This window comes from Leifsonia sp. NPDC056665 (assembly GCF_042791795.1).
Lineage (GTDB): Bacteria > Actinomycetota > Actinomycetes > Actinomycetales > Microbacteriaceae > Leifsonia.
On sequence record NZ_JBHTXK010000006.1, the window covers coordinates 65,056 to 80,990 of the forward strand.

General features: G+C 70.5%; 16 protein-coding genes. 10 read left to right on the plus strand and 6 right to left on the minus strand.

What is annotated here, in order from left to right:
- Positions 1–30: 30 nt before the first annotated feature.
- The gene (locus tag ACFQ9V_RS08410; RefSeq protein WP_382458715.1) at positions 31–369 is read left to right on the plus strand and encodes a hypothetical protein; all 339 of its coding nucleotides are present in this window, start codon (positions 31–33) and stop codon (positions 367–369) included.
- Positions 370–387: 18 nt separating this feature from the next.
- Here ACFQ9V_RS08410 and ACFQ9V_RS08415 read toward each other — a convergent pair whose 3' ends face one another.
- Positions 388–876, minus strand: coding sequence for a MarR family winged helix-turn-helix transcriptional regulator (locus ACFQ9V_RS08415; protein ID WP_382458716.1), 489 nt, complete (start codon positions 874–876; stop codon positions 388–390).
- 72 nt (positions 877–948) lie between these two features.
- Between ACFQ9V_RS08415 and ACFQ9V_RS08420 the strand changes: the two genes are divergently transcribed.
- Positions 949–1,518 (plus strand): isochorismatase family protein, encoded by a 570-nt coding sequence (locus ACFQ9V_RS08420; protein WP_382458717.1) that lies wholly within the window; start codon positions 949–951, stop codon positions 1,516–1,518.
- An 11-nt stretch (positions 1,519–1,529) separates the two neighbouring features.
- On the opposite strand, the gene ACFQ9V_RS08425 is transcribed toward ACFQ9V_RS08420, so the two are convergent.
- A complete protein-coding gene (locus ACFQ9V_RS08425; RefSeq protein ID WP_382458718.1) occupies positions 1,530–2,579 on the minus strand; it encodes a LacI family DNA-binding transcriptional regulator in 1,050 nt (349 codons plus the stop codon).
- An 86-nt stretch (positions 2,580–2,665) separates the two neighbouring features.
- On the minus strand, positions 2,666–3,217 hold the full coding sequence (locus ACFQ9V_RS08430; protein ID WP_382458719.1) for a CGNR zinc finger domain-containing protein: 552 nt from the start codon (positions 3,215–3,217) through the stop codon (positions 2,666–2,668).
- A gap of 115 nt (positions 3,218–3,332) precedes the next feature.
- Between ACFQ9V_RS08430 and ACFQ9V_RS08435 the strand changes: the two genes are divergently transcribed.
- The 6 genes from ACFQ9V_RS08435 (at position 3,333) to ACFQ9V_RS08460 (ending at position 10,630) form a co-directional block, all read left to right on the plus strand.
- Positions 3,333–4,343, plus strand: a complete 1,011-nt coding sequence (locus ACFQ9V_RS08435) for a DMT family transporter (protein WP_382458720.1) — start codon at positions 3,333–3,335, stop codon at positions 4,341–4,343.
- 84 nt (positions 4,344–4,427) lie between these two features.
- On the plus strand, positions 4,428–5,441 hold the full coding sequence (locus ACFQ9V_RS08440; RefSeq protein ID WP_382458721.1) for a LacI family DNA-binding transcriptional regulator: 1,014 nt from the start codon (positions 4,428–4,430) through the stop codon (positions 5,439–5,441).
- A 74-nt stretch (positions 5,442–5,515) separates the two neighbouring features.
- The gene (locus ACFQ9V_RS08445; RefSeq protein ID WP_382458722.1) at positions 5,516–7,372 is read left to right on the plus strand and encodes a glycoside hydrolase family 2 protein; all 1,857 of its coding nucleotides are present in this window, start codon (positions 5,516–5,518) and stop codon (positions 7,370–7,372) included.
- Between the two features lie 102 nt (positions 7,373–7,474).
- Complete coding sequence (locus tag ACFQ9V_RS08450; RefSeq protein ID WP_382458723.1) at positions 7,475–8,728, plus strand: ABC transporter substrate-binding protein; 1,254 nt, start codon at positions 7,475–7,477, stop codon at positions 8,726–8,728.
- A gap of 109 nt (positions 8,729–8,837) precedes the next feature.
- Entirely contained in the window at positions 8,838–9,713 is an 876-nt protein-coding gene (locus ACFQ9V_RS08455) for a carbohydrate ABC transporter permease (RefSeq protein ID WP_382458724.1), read from the plus strand.
- On the plus strand, positions 9,710–10,630 hold the full coding sequence (locus ACFQ9V_RS08460) for a carbohydrate ABC transporter permease (protein ID WP_382458725.1): 921 nt from the start codon (positions 9,710–9,712) through the stop codon (positions 10,628–10,630). The genes ACFQ9V_RS08455 and ACFQ9V_RS08460 overlap by 4 nt, the downstream gene beginning before the upstream one ends.
- Positions 10,631–10,716: 86 nt before the next feature.
- On the opposite strand, the gene ACFQ9V_RS08465 is transcribed toward ACFQ9V_RS08460, so the two are convergent.
- Positions 10,717–11,538: an aldo/keto reductase gene (locus ACFQ9V_RS08465; RefSeq protein ID WP_382458726.1), complete on the minus strand. Its 822-nt coding sequence runs from the start codon at positions 11,536–11,538 to the stop codon at positions 10,717–10,719.
- 109 nt (positions 11,539–11,647) lie between these two features.
- Here ACFQ9V_RS08465 and ACFQ9V_RS08470 point away from each other — a divergent pair, with 109 nt between their 5' ends.
- The gene (locus ACFQ9V_RS08470; RefSeq protein WP_382458727.1) at positions 11,648–11,908 is read left to right on the plus strand and encodes a hypothetical protein; all 261 of its coding nucleotides are present in this window, start codon (positions 11,648–11,650) and stop codon (positions 11,906–11,908) included.
- A gap of 98 nt (positions 11,909–12,006) precedes the next feature.
- On the plus strand, positions 12,007–12,885 hold the full coding sequence (locus tag ACFQ9V_RS08475; RefSeq protein WP_382458728.1) for an NmrA/HSCARG family protein: 879 nt from the start codon (positions 12,007–12,009) through the stop codon (positions 12,883–12,885).
- A gap of 6 nt (positions 12,886–12,891) precedes the next feature.
- On the opposite strand, the gene ACFQ9V_RS08480 is transcribed toward ACFQ9V_RS08475, so the two are convergent.
- Together ACFQ9V_RS08480 and ACFQ9V_RS08485 are read right to left on the minus strand one after the other, a co-directional pair.
- Entirely contained in the window at positions 12,892–14,091 is a 1,200-nt protein-coding gene (locus tag ACFQ9V_RS08480; protein WP_382458729.1) for an AAA family ATPase, read from the minus strand.
- A gap of 30 nt (positions 14,092–14,121) precedes the next feature.
- Complete coding sequence (locus ACFQ9V_RS08485) at positions 14,122–15,933, minus strand: DEAD/DEAH box helicase (protein WP_382458821.1); 1,812 nt, start codon at positions 15,931–15,933, stop codon at positions 14,122–14,124.
- Positions 15,934–15,935 lie beyond the last annotated feature (2 nt).

Sequence of the window (15,935 nt, forward strand, 5' to 3'; positions counted from 1 at the left end):
GGGGTGGCCGCCGCGCGCTCGGTGTGCGTGTTGGCCACCGCCCCGCCGCCCCGGCGCGGCGGGGCCAACACCGTGGGGTCGGCCGCGCGGCCGCCGGGGCCGCGCCCCGACCTGCGCACGCGGCTCGCGGAGAGCGTCGACGAGGCAGACCGCCCGGTCGACGACCGTCCCGAGTCCCTCGCCCGCGTGGCCACCGACCTGGAGGTCACTCGCCCCGGGAGCCTCGAACGCGTCCTCGGGCCGTTGCTGCCCGCCGTCGCGGCCTTCGTCATGGCCTCGCCGGTCGCGATCGCCCTGTTCCCCTACGGCTACGCCGCCGGGAGCTCCGTCTGGCAGGACGACGCCGACGACGACAGTCCGCTTCTGTGACGGCGGACTGAGCGACTTTCACGACGAGGCTGAGGCCTCGGAGCCTGTCCCGGAGGAGGCCGGCGCGGATTCGTGGGAGAGGAGCCTTCGCAGCATCCGCCGCAGTTCCCCGGCGTCGGCGCTCCCCAGCGGCTCCAGGAACTCCCCCTCCGCCGCCGCATACGCCGCCTCCGCCGCCGCGTTCGTCGCCTGCCCGCTCGCCGTCAACGCGATCTGATTGCGCCGACGGTCCGCCGGGTCCGGCCGGCGGGTCACGATCCCCTTGTCCTGGAGCGCGTCGAGCACCGCGACCATCGTGGTGGGGTCGACGCCGAGGAGGCCGGCGAGCGCCTGCTGCGACAGTGGCTCGCCCGCGGCCAGCACCCGGAGGACCCCGAACTCCTTGCGGTCGAGGCCGTGCGGTTCGAGCGCGGCGTCCGCGAGCGCCATCAGCCGCTGCTGGGCGTGCTTGAGGAGGTAGGCGAGGAGCTCGCTCGGGTCGCCGGCCGCCGGCCTCTCGCTGGACATACAGAAATCATAGCGTAGGCTGATCATCAGCGACACAAACGATTGTGCCTGCGAACGTTACAGGAGACCCGCATGAGCATCGAGCTCGAACAGACCCCCGCCCTCGTCGTGATCGACCTCCAGACCGGCATCCTGGGCTACCCCACGGCGCACCCGATCGAGCAGATCGTCGCCAACTCGGCGCAGCTCGCCGCGGCCTTCCGCGCGAAGGGCCTCCCGGTCGTGCTCGTCAACGTCGCCGGGACCGCGCCGGGCCGCACCGATCGCGGCAAGGCGACCGGACGCGCCGGAGGGCAGTCCCTGCCCGCCGAGGCGACCGCGCTCCTCCCCGAGCTCGACCAGCAGCCGGGCGACATCACCGTCACCAAGCGCACGCTCGGCGCCTTCCTCTCGACCGACCTCGACGCCCGGCTGAAGGAGGCCGGCGCGACGCAGATCGTCCTGACCGGCGTCTCCACCACCTCCGGCGTCGAGTCGACCGCCCGCTCCGCGTACGAGCTCGGCTACCACGTCGCGTTCGTCACCGACGCGATGACCGACGCCCTCGAGGCGCACGAGGCCTCCATCGCCCACCAGTTCCCGAAGCTCGGCGAGCTCGGCACCACCGCGGAGGTGCTGGAACTGGTCGCGGCGCGCTCCTAGCCGGCGCGGCTCTAGCCGGCGTCCGGGCGGACCGTGCTCGCCCCGACCCGCATCCCCACCGGCAGCACCACGCGCTCGTGCCGGTGCCCCGGCTGCGCCTCGTCCAGCACCAGCCGGATCGCCTCCTCGCCCATCCGGTAGCCCGGCAGGGTGATGGAGGTCAGGCTCACCCAGTCGGAGTCCGCGCCGTCGTGGGTGCCGTCCAGCCCGATGACCGCGACGTCCTCCGGGATGCGCACCTCCGGGTGCTGGCGCAGGACGCTGAGGGCGCCGAGCGCCAGGGCGTCGGTGATGCCGACGAACGCGAAGCGCTCGCCGTCGGCGCGGTCGGCGAGGAGTCCGGCCATCGCGGACCGCCCGTGCTCGACCTGCAAGCCTTCGGCGGTCACCTGGGTCAGCTCCAGTCCCAGCGTCGCGGCGGCCTCCTCGATCCCGCGGCGCCGGTCGGCGATGGGCTGGGCGGCGTCGGGCGGCGAGACGTAGAAGACGCGGCGCACGCCGATGCCGGCCAGGTGCTCTGCGGCGATGCGCCCGGCCTGCCGGTTGTCCATCAGCACCGAGCACCAGTCGCCGGGCTGGTCGTAGTTGATCACCACGATGGGGCGCACGTGGCCGCGGATGCGGTTGATCCCGTCCGTCGGGTCGCTCATCGCGGCGTAGAGGATGCCGCTCGTGCGCTCCTCCGCGAAGTAGTCGAGGAACTGGTCCTGCTGGTCGGTGACGACCAGCGGCTCGAACGACTCGAACGCGTAGACGGCGTTGGCCATCAGCAGGCTCAGGCCCTTCCGGCCCGCGGTGATCTGGGCGCCGCGGGACATGTCCACGAACAGCCGGTTGAGGATGTCCGGCACGATGAGCCCGATGCCGTCGCTCCGGCTGCGCTTGAGGTCGCGCGCGGCGGCGTTGCGGATGTAGCCGAGCGACTCGATCGCCGCCCGCACCTTCTCCCGGGTGCCCGGCGCGACGCGCGACGGCTGGTTCAGCACGTTGGACACCGTCGCCAGGGAGACGCCCGCCGTGTCGGCGACGGCCTGCATGGTGGGCAGCTTCCCATCCGTCACTGCGTGTACTCCGTCGTCATGGCGAGCGGGGGCTCCTCGGGGGTGGATCGGTCTGTGCGCCATCCTCTCACGCACCCCGCCTGGCGCTACTCCGCCTCCTGCCGCGCCCGGAACGCCACCATGTTCATCCGGTTGCCGCACCGCACGCTGCAGAACCGCTTGGACCCGTTGCGCGACAGGTCGAGGACGAGGCCGTCGCAGTCGAAGGCGGCGCAGCTCCTCAGCCGATCGTTCTCGTTGGAGCGGATGACGTCCACCAGCGCGAGCGCGACCTCCACCCGGATGCGCTCGGCGAGCGGCGCGTCCAGCGACGTCGCGTGCAGGTGCCAGTCGAAGCCGTCGTGCCGCATCAGGTAGGGGGAGGCGTGGGCGTCGGCGAGCATGGCGTTCACCTCGGCGACGGCGGCGTCGCGCTCCATCGTCCAGGCCCGGCGGAGGCGGTCCCTGGTCTCGTGCACCTGCTGGAGCTCGGCCTCGTCGCCGTCGATGCGCCCCGAGTACTGGTTCTCGTGCATCAGGGCGACGAGCTGCGCCGGGGTGGCGAGCTCGTCCTCCCCGCTGCGGGAGGCCGTCGGGACGGTGTTGCACAGGACGACGGCGAACTGGAGGGCGTCCTCCGCGTCAGGGGCAAAATGCAAGTTGACTCCTTACCTTGCCGAGTACTAACGTCAGGATCATAACCCACTACGGTCCTGACGCTGGCCCTGTCCGGCCGCCCGGACCCGCGCAACGCACGCAGGCAGGAGGCCTCCGATGGCACTGAACCAGACATCCAAGGGCCTCGTCGTCGCGGTCGTCGCCGCCGCGTCGTTCGGCCTGTCCGGAGCGTTCATCAAGCCGCTGCTGGAGAGCGGCTGGTCGCCGGCCGCGGCGGTCACCGCGCGCGTGCTGATCGGCGGCGTCGTGCTGGCGCCGTTCGCGATCCTCGCGCTCCGCGGCCGCTGGGCCTCGCTCTGGCGGGGACGCTGGCGCCTGCTCGGGATGGCCCTGGTCGGCGTGGCCGGTACGCAGGTGCTCTACTTCGCCGCGATCGAGCGCATCCCGGTCGGCACGGCCATCCTGATCGAGTATCTGGCGCCGGTGGTGCTGGTGCTGCTCGTGTGGGCGCGCACCCGCCGGGCGCCGAAGGCCGTGGTCCTCGCCGGCTCGGCCGTCGCGATCGCCGGCCTGCTGCTCGTCGTGTCGCCCGGCGGCGGGAAGCCACTCGACCTCGTCGGCATCGCGCTCGCGGTGACCGCGATGCTCGGCTGCGCCGGCTACTACATCATCGCCGCGCGCCCGTCCGACGGCCTCCCGCCGGTCGCCCTCGCCGCGGGCGGCCTGCTCGCCGGCGGCGTGGCGCTGGCCGCGGTGAGTGCGACCGGCCTGCTCCCGTTCGTCGTGAGCACCCGCGACGTGGAGCTCTTCGGCGGATCTGCGCCGTGGTGGGTGCCCCTGGCCGTGGTCGGGGTGCTCGCGACCGCGCTGGCCTACGCGTCGGGCATCACCGCCGCGAACATGCTCGGCTCGCGGCTGGGCTCGTTCGCCGGGCTGCTGGAGGTCGTGGCGGCGACGTTCTACGCGTGGCTGCTGCTGGGGGAGTCACTGGATGCGCTGCAATTGGTGGGCGGGGTGCTCATCCTCGGGGGGATCGCGCTCGTCCGCGCCGACCCAGTGACGCCTGCCCCCACCACCCCACCCACCTCCACCACCCTCGAACCATCGAAGGGCACGTCGTTGTCACTTCCGGGCGTCCCCAGCGACAACAACGTGCCCCTCGGCTGACGGGTCGGGCCGCGTGCGCGACGTCGGTAGGATGAGCGCGGGTTGCCACGAGGCAAAGCGCGGAACACGGCGGAGCGGGGAAGCATGGCGGCGACACGTCGTGAGGTGGCGGAGACCGCGGGCGTCTCCGTCCGGACCGTGTCCAACGTCGTCAACGGTTTCGACCATGTCGCGCCGGCGACACGGGAGCGCGTCCTCCGCGTCATCAACGAGCTCGAGTACCAGCCGAGCGAGCTCGCGCGCAGCCTCAAGGTGGGGCGGTCCGGGCTCATCGGGTTGATGCTGCCCGAGCTGGACACCGCCTACTTCGCCGAGCTCACCCGCGCTTTCGTCGAGGGCGGCGCCGAGCGCGGCCTGACCGTCGTCGTGGACCAGACCGACGGCGACCGCGAGCGCGAGCTCGCTCTGCTCCGCCGGACCGCGGGCGGTTCGCTGTTCGACGCGCTCGCCCTGAGCCCCCTCGCCCTGCGCGCGGAGGACCTGGAGGCGCTCGCCGCGGGGCCTCTGGTGTTCCTCGGCGAGGATGAGTTCCCGGGTTACGACAAGGTGATGATCGACAACTTCCTGGCCGCTCGGGAGGCCGTCGAGCATCTGCTCGCGCAGGGCCGCCGCCGCATCGCCGCGATCGGCGCTGAACGCAGCCACCGCGCCGCCAGCTCGCAGCGCCTCGAAGGCTATCGCGCCGCGATCCGCGCGCACGCCGACCTCGGCCTCCCCGAGATCGTGGAGTATGTGGAGGGCTTCCGCCGGCCGGAGGGCTCCGCGGCGATGCGCCGGCTGCTCGACAGCGGCGAGCGTTTCGACGCGATCTTCTGCTTCTCGGACGCGCTTGCGCTCGGTGCGCTGCGGACCCTGCACGAGGCGGGGGTCTCGGTGCCGGACGAGGTGGCGGTGGTCGGCTGGGACGACATCGAGGACGGCCGTTTCTCCATCCCGTCGCTCACGACGGTGAGCCCGGACAAGCAGTGGCTGGCCGAGACGGCGCTCGACCGCATCGTGCGGCGGCTGGCGGGCGAGGCGCTGGAGCCCGAGGTGCTCGTGGCTCCGCACCGGCTGGTCGTGCGGGAGAGCGCGCCGGTGGTGGGGGCTCCTGAGTGATACTCGCCCCGTGATTCCGAACACTTTCCGAAATGTGTTTGCATCGAGGCAAACTGCGCGCTAGCATCCTGATCGTGTCATTTGCATCGAGGGAAATCGAACAGGACGGCGACGCGGCCGTCGCGCGGGCCGTGCCGCGCCCGGAGTACCCGCGCCCGCAGTTCGTCCGCGACCGCTGGCTGAACCTCAACGGAGTGTGGAGCTTCGGCTTCGGCGCGACGGAGGCCGCGGAGACTGCTGCCCCCACCGCCTGGACCCTCGACCGCGACATCCTCGTCCCGTTCGCCCCCGAGTCGGAGCGCTCCGGCATCGGCAGCACCGCATTCCACCCCGCGGTCCGCTACCAGCGCACGGTGGAGGTCCCGGCAGGCTGGGCCGATGACCGCCTCCTCCTCCACTTCGGCGCCGTCGACTTCGACACCACCGTCTGGGTGGACGACATCGAGGTCGGCCGGCACCGCGGCGGCTTCACCCCGTTCACGATCGACGTCACGGATGCCGTCGCCCGCACCACGTCCTCCACCTTCACCCTCTCCGTCCTCGCCGAGGACGACCACCTCACCATCCAGGCGCGCGGCAAGCAGTCCCGCCGCCCCGAGAACTACGAGGCCTTCTACACGCGCACGACCGGCATCTGGCAGACAGTCTGGATCGAGCCCGTCGCCCCGGCGCACTTCGGCCGCCCGGTCATCCGCCCCGACCTCCCCTCGTCGTCGTTCGGGGTCGAGGTCGAGGTCGTCTCCCCGGCCGCCGGACTCACCGCGCGGGTCGAGATCAGCGACGCAGACGGCCTCGTCGTCACCCGCGAGGTGGAGGTGACGGCGCAGGTGAAGCCGGTTCTCACGCTCCCGATCGCCGCCGACCGCCTGCGCACCTGGTCACCCGAGGACCCGCACCTCTACACGGTCCGCTTCACCCTGCTGCGCGGCGGGACCGTGGTCGACGTCATCGACAGCTACGCCGGGATGCGGTCTATCGCCATCGACGGCCGCCGGGTCCTCCTCAACGGTCGCCCGGTCTTCCAGCGGCTCGTCCTCGACCAGGGCTACTGGCCCGACACCCTGATGACCGCGCCCAGCGACGAGGCCCTCGTGGCCGACATCGAGCTCGGGATGGCCGCCGGCTTCAACGGCGCCCGCCTCCACCAGAAGGTGTTCGAGGAGCGTTACCTCTTCCACGCCGACCGGCTCGGCTACCTGGTCTGGGGCGAGTTCGCCGACTGGGGCGCCAAGGTCGGCCCGGGCGGCCCGCAGGAGCCGACCCTCTCGTTCGTCACCGAGTGGGTGGAGGCGCTCACCCGCGACCTGTCGCACCCGTCGATCGTCGGCTGGTGCCCGCTCAACGAGACGTTCCAGCCGATGACCGACCGGCTCACCGTCCTCGACGACGCCACCAAGGCGCTCTACGCGGTCACCAAGGCGATCGACCCCACCCGTCCGGTGATCGACGCGTCCGGTTACTCGCACCGGGTGCCCGGCGCCGACATCTACGACTCGCACCTGTACGAGCAGGACCCGGACGTCTTCGCGCAGCGCATGGGAGGCCTCGCCGACGGCCGCCCGTACGTCAACACCGCGCTCGACGGCACCGAGTGGTCCGTCCCGTATGCCGGGCAGCCCTACTTCTGCAGTGAGTTCGGCGGCATCTGGTGGTCGGACAGCGATCGCACCGGCGAAGACTCCTGGGGTTACGGCGAGGCGCCGCGCACCCGAGAGGAGTGGGTCGACCGGTTCCACCGGCTCGTGGACACGCTGCTCGACGACCCCGGCATGTTCGGCTACTGCTTCACCCAGCTCACGGACGTCTTCCAGGAGAAGAACGGCGTGCTCGACTTCCGGCGCGTGCCGAAGTTCGACCTCCGGCTCCTGCGCGACATCCAGTCGCGACCCGCGGCCTACGAGCTCGACGACGTCCCGCCCCTCGATCGCTGATCGGGGCGCGGGCCAGGCTCCAACCCCCGCACCACCGCAACCCACGCACCACGCAACGCACCACCTGACAACACAGGCACCTCACAAAGGAGTGGACAACCCATGCGCAAGAAACTGATCCTCGCCGCCGCCGCCGTCTCGGCGGTCGCGCTGGCGCTCGCCGGCTGCTCGTCCGGCGGCGGCTCCAGCAGCGGCAAGACCACGTTGACCGTCGTCGGCTTCGAGGGCGGCGGCACCGAGCTCGCCGACATCCCCCAGATCAACGCCGACTTCCACAAGAAGTACCCGGACATCACGATCGACTACAAGTACGTCGCCAACGGCGAGTACGACCAGTACAACAACACCCGCCTCGCCGCCGGCACCGCCGCCGACGTCCTCATGACGAACGCGACCCGCGTGCAGCAATGGCAGAAGCAGGGCTACCTCGCCGACCTCAGCGACCAGTCGTGGGTGAAGCAGATCCTCCCGAACGTCGCGCCGTTCGGTGCGATCGGCGGCAAGACCTACGCGCTCACGCAGCAGAACATCCCGATCGGCCTGTACGCGAACCTCGACATCCTGAAGAAGGCCGGCATCAGCCAGGTCCCGCAGACCTGGCCGGACTTCCTGGACGCGCTGCAGAAGCTGAAGGCCGCGGGCCAGCCGGGCCTCCTGCTCGCCGACCAGGGCGGCTGGACCAGCGAGCAGCTCTCGCTGGCGCTCGCCGCGAACCTGACGGATCCGAAGTGGGGCCAGGGCTACGACGAGGGCAAGACGAACTGGAACCCGACCTTCATGCCGGTGTTCGACCACATCAAGCAGCTCCTGACCACGGGCGGCGTGGACGGCAAGCTGATGAACGGCATCGAGCCGTTCAACACCGGCAACGCGGACTTCGCCGCGGGCAAGTGGGCCTTCACGATCATGGGCGCGTGGGAGCTGCAGAACTTCCAGCAGAACGCGAAGTTCGACTTCTCGCTCAACCCGTTCCCCGGCGGTGACGCGGGCAGCAGCCCATACGGCGTGACCTTCGTCGGCTCCGGCTGGGGCGTCAACGCCGCGAGCCAGCACACCGACGCCGCGAAGAAGTACGTCGCGTTCATGGCCGACCCGGCCAACGACAGCCGCTACCTGGCCGCCGAGAACTCGTTCACCACGCTGAAGAACGTGCCGAGCCCGACCATGGATAAGGCGAGCGCCTACGTGGATGCCTTCAACGCGGGCCACTCGCAGGTCTCGCCGATCGAGTACCTGCACTTCCCGACCTACGAACAGGAGTTCTGGAAGGTCGGCACCTCGCTCTTCAACGACCCGACGCAGTCGACGAGCACCCTCCTGAAGCAGCTCGACCAGACGATCCCGAAGACGGAGTAGTCACCACCGTCCCGGCCGGGGAGCGGCGCAAGCCTCCCCGGCCGGGCAACCACGCACCACCGCACCCGCTCCACCCAGCCCGACCGCACCACCCCCGAAAGGCGATCCCATGCAAATCCGTGGCCGTTCCGCGATGGTGCTGATCGCGCCGGCAGCCCTCATCTTCGCCGTGTTCGTGATCTACCCGCTGATCCGCGGCGTGCAGCTCAGCTTCACCGACGCGATCGGGCCGAGCGGCGGCAACTTCGTCGGGCTGAAGAACTACCTCCACGCGCTGTCCGACCCGACCGTGCTGCACGCGCTCGGCAACACCATCGTCTACACGATCGTGGTCGTCGTCGTGCAGAACGGCCTCGCCCTCCTCGTCGCGTTCTGGCTGTTCAAGCTGGAGCGGGTGCGCAACTTCGTCCGCGCCGGCCTGCTGCTGCCCGCGATGATGGCCTTCGTCGCCGTCGGCTACCTGTGGTCGTACATGTACTCGCCGCTGGGAGGCCCGATCGACGACGTCATGGACGCCCTCGGCCTCCACGCCTTCGAGCCGATCTGGCTGGGCGACCCGCACACCGCGCTCATGTCGATCGCGGCCATCTACATCTGGATGTTCCTCGGCTACACCGCCACCATCTACCTGGCCAACTACATGGCGATCGACCCGGCCCTGATCGAGGCCGCGAACCTCGACGGCGCCGCCGGCTGGCGCCGGTTCTGGAGCATCGACTGGCGGCTGCTCGCACCGTCGTTCACCATCAACATCACGCTGAGCGTCATCGGGTCGCTGCGGGTGTTCGACCTGCCGTTCATCATGACGCAGGGCGCGCCCGCGGACGCCACCCAGACGCTCAGCCTCGTCATCTACAACAACAGCTTCGCGAACTACCAGTTCGCCTACGGCACCACGCTCGCCGTCCTGCTGCTGATCCTCACGATCGTCGTGGGCGTCACGCAGGCGACGCTGCTGCGCCGACGGGAGGCAGACCTCGCATGACCGCACTCATCAGCCAGGAGACCGAGGCCGTCCGCGACGGCGGCGTCGCGCCCACCGGCCCCACCGCCCGCGCCCCGCGGTTCCGCTCCCGTCGCTTCCGCGCGCGCGCATCGACGGTCATCGCCTCCGTCATCCTGCTCGCCTTCACAGCGGTGGTCCTCACGCCGATCTGGGTGCTCGTCATGGTGTCGCTGCACCACGGGAACACGTCGCCGTCGAACCCGTTCGCGCTGCCGGCGCCGATCGACTTCCAGAACTACATCAACGCGTTCCAGAACATGCACTACCTGCGCAGCGTCGGGAACACGCTCATCATCACCCTCGCCACCGCCGTGATCACGGTGTTCGCGGCCTCCCTCGCAGCCTGGGCGATCGTGCGGCACACCCGGCGCTGGACGCGCACGCTTTACCAGGTCTTCGTCTCGGGCCTCACCATCCCGATCTTCGTCGTGCTCACCCCGCTGTACGAGGTGATGCAGAAGCTGCACCTGCTGGACAGCTACATCGGCATCGTGCTCGCGTACACCGCGACGATCATGCCGTTCGCGGTGTTCTTCTTCGCCGGCTTCCTGCGCACCGTGCCGCCGGAGCTGGAGGAGGCCGCGGCGGTCGACGGGGCGGGCCTCATCCGCACCTACTGGAAGATCGTCTTCCCGCTGCTGCGCCCGGCGACGGCGACGCTGGCGATCTTCGTCATCCTGCAGGTCTGGAACGACCTGATCCTGCCGCTCGTGCTGCTCTCGTCGGACGACAAGCAGACCGTCACGCTCGCCGTCTACGGGACCATCGGCACGCACACGATGAGCCCGGAGCAGCTGCTGCCGACGCTCGTGCTGGGCGTGCTGCCGCTGTTCATCGTGTTCCTCGCGCTGCAGCGGTATGTGGTCGCCGGGATCTCCGTCGGCGCCGGAAAGTAGCAATCCCCTCTGCCGAAGGGCACGTAAACGCCCCTAAAACGCGCTTTTAGGGGCGTTTACGTGCCCCTCGGCTGAGGTGCGTGCGGTCAGTGGCCGCGGGGGGTGAGTGCGTCCAGTACGGCCATGTCCTCCGCGCTCAGTTCGAAGTCCAGCTCGGCGTTCTCCGCGATCCGGTGCGGCGTCGTGGACTTCGGCAGCGGGAGGACGTCCTTCTGCAGCAGGTAGCGGAGGCTGACTTGCGCGCCGGTCTTGCCGTACTTCTCCGCGATCAGCGCGATGTCCTCGTCCCCGATCAGCCGCCCGGTGGCGAGCGGCGAGTACCCCTCGACGAGGATGCCGCGCTCCTGGCAGTAGGCCGTCGTCTCGGGCTGCGTGTGCCCGACGAACCAGCGGATCTGGTCGGCGTGCGGCACCACGCTCGTCCCGCCGATGAGCGACTCCAGGTCGGAGACGACGAAGTTGCTCACCCCGATGGAGCGCGTCCGGCCGGCGTCGTACAGCTCTTCGAACACCTTCCACACCTCGATGTTCCCTGCGCGGTGGTCGCTGCCCTGGTGGTTCCACGGCCAGGGCGCGTGGATGAGGTAGAGGTCGATCGGCCCGAGGTCCAGGAGCTCGGACGAGCGCTCGAACGCGTGGCGTGCGCCCGCGGCGTCCTTCACCTCGGCCGGGCACTTGGTCGTGATGAAGACGTCCTCGCGCGGGAGGCCGCTGTCGCGCACCGCCCGTCCGACGCTCGCCTCGTTGCCGTAGGCGCGCGCCGTGTCGATGTGCCGGTAGCCGACGTCGAGCGCCGTTCGCACCGAGTCGTAGGTCTGCGGGCCGTCCGGGATCTGCCAGGTGCCGAACCCGACCTTCGGGATCTCGACGCCGTTGGACAGGGCGAAGGTGTCGGTGAGGACGGGCATAGGGGGTCTCCTTTCGGCGGGCGGATGCGGGCCATCGTAGACCCCGGGGGTTTCGGGACGCCGGGACCGTCGTTGCCACCGGCTCCACCCGGTCGGTAGCATCCGAGCCATGTCCACCGATGAGCGCAGGCCGAAGATCCGCCGGACGCCGAACCTCGCGATCACCGTCCTCGTGACCATCTACGTCGTCGCGCTGGTCAGCGCGGTCGTCCTCTACTTCGTCGGCTTCGCCATCCGCGGGACCGACGCCGCCGGAGCCGCGGACGTGTTCGCCTGGGGCAACCGGCTGGGCGTGCTCGGGGTGCTCGGCGGGATGCTGCACCTCGCCGTCGGCGCCGTCCGGCACATCGTGGAGGACATTGCGCGCTAGGGCGGCGGAGGCGGGGCGCTCCAGGTGTTCCCCATCGGCTGACCGGGGTCTACGTTCGCGGTGACGCCCCGATGAGCGGAGCCGTGGAGGAGGACACCGTGGACACTGACGCACACCCGGTCGGCCCGCGCCCGTTCGCGGTGATCGGCGCCACCGGACAGCAGGGCGGCTCCGTGGTCGCCGCGCTCCTGGAGCGCGGCGCGCACGTCCGAGCCCTGGTCCGCGACCCCGACGCGCCCGCCGCCGCGCGCCTTGCCGAGCGCGGCGTCGAGCTCTCGCCCGGCGAACTGGACGACCCTGCCTCCCTCGACCGGCTCTTCGCGGGCGTCGCCGGTGCGTTCGCGATGACCACGCCGCGCGGCGGGATCGAGCACGAGACGACCTCCGGGATCGCCGCCGCCGACGCGGCCGACCGCGCCGGGGTGCCGCACTACGTCTTCAGCTCGGTCGGCGGCGCCGAGCGGCACACGGGCATCCCGCACTTCGAGAGCAAGCGCCGCGTCGAGGAGCACCTGGACGCGCTCGGCCTGCACCGCACGATCATCCGGCCCGTGTTCTTCATGGACAACCTGGCGGCGCGGTCGGTCAGCGTCGAGGACGGCCACGTGGTCGTCCGGATGGCGCTGCCCGCGGACGTGCCGCTTGAGATGGTCGCCGTGCGCGACATCGGGCGGGTGGCGGCGGCGATCCTGCTCGGTGGGACGCCGGTGGAGGGGTCGAGCCTGGAGATCGCGGGCGACCGCCTCACCGGGGAGGAGATCGCCGCGACCATCGGGGCCTACGCGGGCCTCCCCGCACGGTACGAGGCGCTGCCGTTGGAGGCCGTCGCGTCGTTCGGGGACATGGCGCAGATGTTCCGCTGGTTCGCGGAGACGCCGGCATACCAGGCCGACTTCGCGGTGACACGCGAGATCGACCCGGAGCTGCTGGACCTCCCGGGCTGGTTGGCGCAGTCGGGGTGGATGCCGGGGAGGTGACGCCGTTCAGAGCCGTCCGGGTCGATGCATCGACGCGGCGTGCTCGCGCAGCCACTCCCTCATGAACGGGACGGTGAAGTCGACCAGCCCGGTACCGGTTGCTTGGATCATCGCGGCGTCGATCAGACGCTTGCGATACACGCTGGCGTACTTGGCGGTCTGCCCAAGGCGCGAAGCGATCTCCGACGTTCGGCTCGGGCCGTCGTCGTCGGCCATCATGACCAGGAACGTTTTATCCACGTCGGAGAGCCCGTTCACGGCGGCCGCGATGACAGTGCTGCCGAGCCGTCGCCGTGCGGCGTCGAGGGCCTCTGTCATCGCCTCGTCGGTGACTGCGCGATCAGTTCGGCGGTTGGCGAGGCGCCAGACCTGGTAGCCGACGAGCTGAATGAGGAAGGGATAACCGCCAGTCGACTGCGCCGCGCGCGTGAGCTGGTCAGGGCTGATGCCCACGCCGCTGGCCCTGAAGGTCTCTTCGAGCGCATCGCGGACGTCGGCGATCGGCACGTCGCGCAGGTCCACCCGCTCAGCCCGACGCAGGAACGTCGAGACGTCCTCGTTCAGGAGGTCGGACACCGCTTTGGGGATGCCCGCCATCAACAGCGCGATTGGCTGCTCGTCACGGATGAGGTGCTGAATCGCAGCGGCTAGCTGGGTGAGCTCGTCGCGGTCCACCGCGTGGATCTCGTCAACGGTGATGAGGAGCCCCGTCTCGTGGTCGCCGAGGATGTCCAGCAGCTCCGTCGCGATCTGCCGCCACTCGACCTGCTTCTCGGGAGGGAGCTGGCGCGTGACGCCCCAGCCCGCCACGGAGATCGCGGTGACGCGCGAGCGCGTCGGTCCGTCGCCGAGCTCCTCGAGGTGCTGCTTCATCGTCGTGCCGAGCCTCACCATCAGCCCCGGCGTCGCAGTGTCGCTGATCGTGACCCAGCCGTGCTCCTTCGCGAGGTCCTCGGCGGCCGACAGCATCACAGTCTTGCCGACGCCGCGGGCTCCGGTGAAGATCGTCAGCAGCCCGGGCGACCCCGGGCCGTCCTCGATCCCCTCCTCGAACGAATCCAGCGCGTCGCTACGGCCGACGAGCAGCGGCGGCATCGCGCCGGCGGTCGGCTTGAAGGGGTTTCGCATGGCCTGCCTTAGGATCCGTTTAGATTCTTTAGATCCTTTATACCCTTTGGATTGCTTTGTGTGGCGAGCCGTCGCCACTTCCAGCGACGGACGCGTCGGGGACTACGCCTAGCTGTGCCGCGGCTTGCGGGGCGGGCGCTCGTCGCGCGCCGGCCGGTCGTCGCGGTCGTAGCGGTCGCTGCGTGCCGGCCGGTCATCCCGTCCCCGGCGCTGCTCCCGCGGCCGGCGCTCCTCCCACTCCCCGCGCTGTCGCCGCGCCCCCGGCCCGTTGTCCGGCCGGATCTCGATCAGCTTGCCGCTGATCCGGGTCCCCGAGAGTCGGGACAGCGTGTCGCCGGGGAGGTCCGCGGGCAGCTCCACGAGCGAGAAGTCGGGCATGATCTTGATGTGGCCGAAGTCCTCCCGGCTCAGGCCGCCCTCGTTGGCGAGGGCGCCGACGATCTGGCGCGGCTCCACCTTCTGACGCTTACCGACCTCGATGCGGTACGCCGCCATCGCCTTGTCGCTGCGCTCGCGCCGCGGACCCCGCTCCCCGCGCTCACCCCGCTCAGCGCGCCCGCCGCGGTCGTCGCGTCCGGCGGAGCGGGTGTCCCGCCCGTCCCGCTCCACGCTCCGCGCCAGCGCATCGTCCGAATTCAGCAGCAGCGGCTCGTCGCCCTGCGCCACGACCGCGAGCGCCGCAGCGACGTCCGCCTCCGGCACATCGTGGTGCTCGACGTAGTGGCCGATGATGTCGCGGAACCGCGTGACCCGCTCGACCTGCGCCAGCGCCGCGGTGATCGCGTCGTCGAACCGGGCGAGCCGGGTTACGTTGATGTCGTCCACGCTCGGCAGCTGCATCTGCGTGAGCGGCTGGCGGGTCGCCTTCTCGATGGCCGTCAGCAGGCGGCGTTCGCGCGGGGTGACGAAGCTGATCGCCGCGCCGCTGCGTCCCGCGCGGCCGGTGCGGCCGATCCGGTGCACGTACGACTCGGTGTCGACCGGGATGTCGAAGTTGACGACATGGCTGATCCGCTCGACGTCGAGGCCGCGCGCCGCGACGTCGGTGGCGACCAGGATGTCGAGCTTGCCCGACTTGAGCTGCTCGACCGTCCGCTCGCGCTGGGCCTGCGCCACGTCGCCGTTGATCGCCGCCGCCGAGTACCCGCGGGCGCGCAACCGCTCGGCCAGCGTCTCGGTCTCGTTCTTGGTGCGGACGAAGACGATCATCCCCTCGAAGTTCTCGACCTCGAGGATGCGGGTGAGCGCGTCCACCTTCTGCGGGTACGAGACGACGAGGTAGCGCTGGGTGATGTTGGGGGAGGTCGAGGTCTTGGTCTTGACCGTGATCTCCTCCGGGTCGTGGAGGTACTTCTGGGAGATGCGCCGGATCGAGGCGGGCATCGTCGCCGAGAACAGTGCGACCTGCTTGTCGTCCGGGGTGTCGGCGAGGATCGTCTCCACGTCCTCCGCGAACCCCATCTTCAGCATCTCGTCCGCCTCGTCGAGCACGAGGTAGCGGAGCTCGGAGAGGTCGAGCGTGCCCTTGTCGAGGTGGTCCATGATCCGGCCGGGCGTGCCGACAACGATGTGGACGCCGCGCCGCAGCGCCGAGAGCTGGACGCCGTAGCCCTGACCGCCGTACACCGGCAGCAGGTGCACGCCGCGCATATGAGCGGCGTAGCTCTCGAACGCCTCCGCGACCTGCAGGGCCAGCTCCCGGGTGGGCGCGAGCACGAGCGCCTGCGGCGTCTTCTGGGACAGCTCGAGCCGGGACAGGATCGGGAGGGCGAAGGCCGCCGTCTTTCCGGTGCCGGTCTGGGCGAGCCCGACGACGTCGCGGCCCTCCAGCAGCAGCGGGATCGTCGCAGCCTGGATGGCCGACGGCGTCTCGTAACCGAGCTCCTTCACGGCCTTCAGGACGTGGGCGTCCAGGCCCAGGT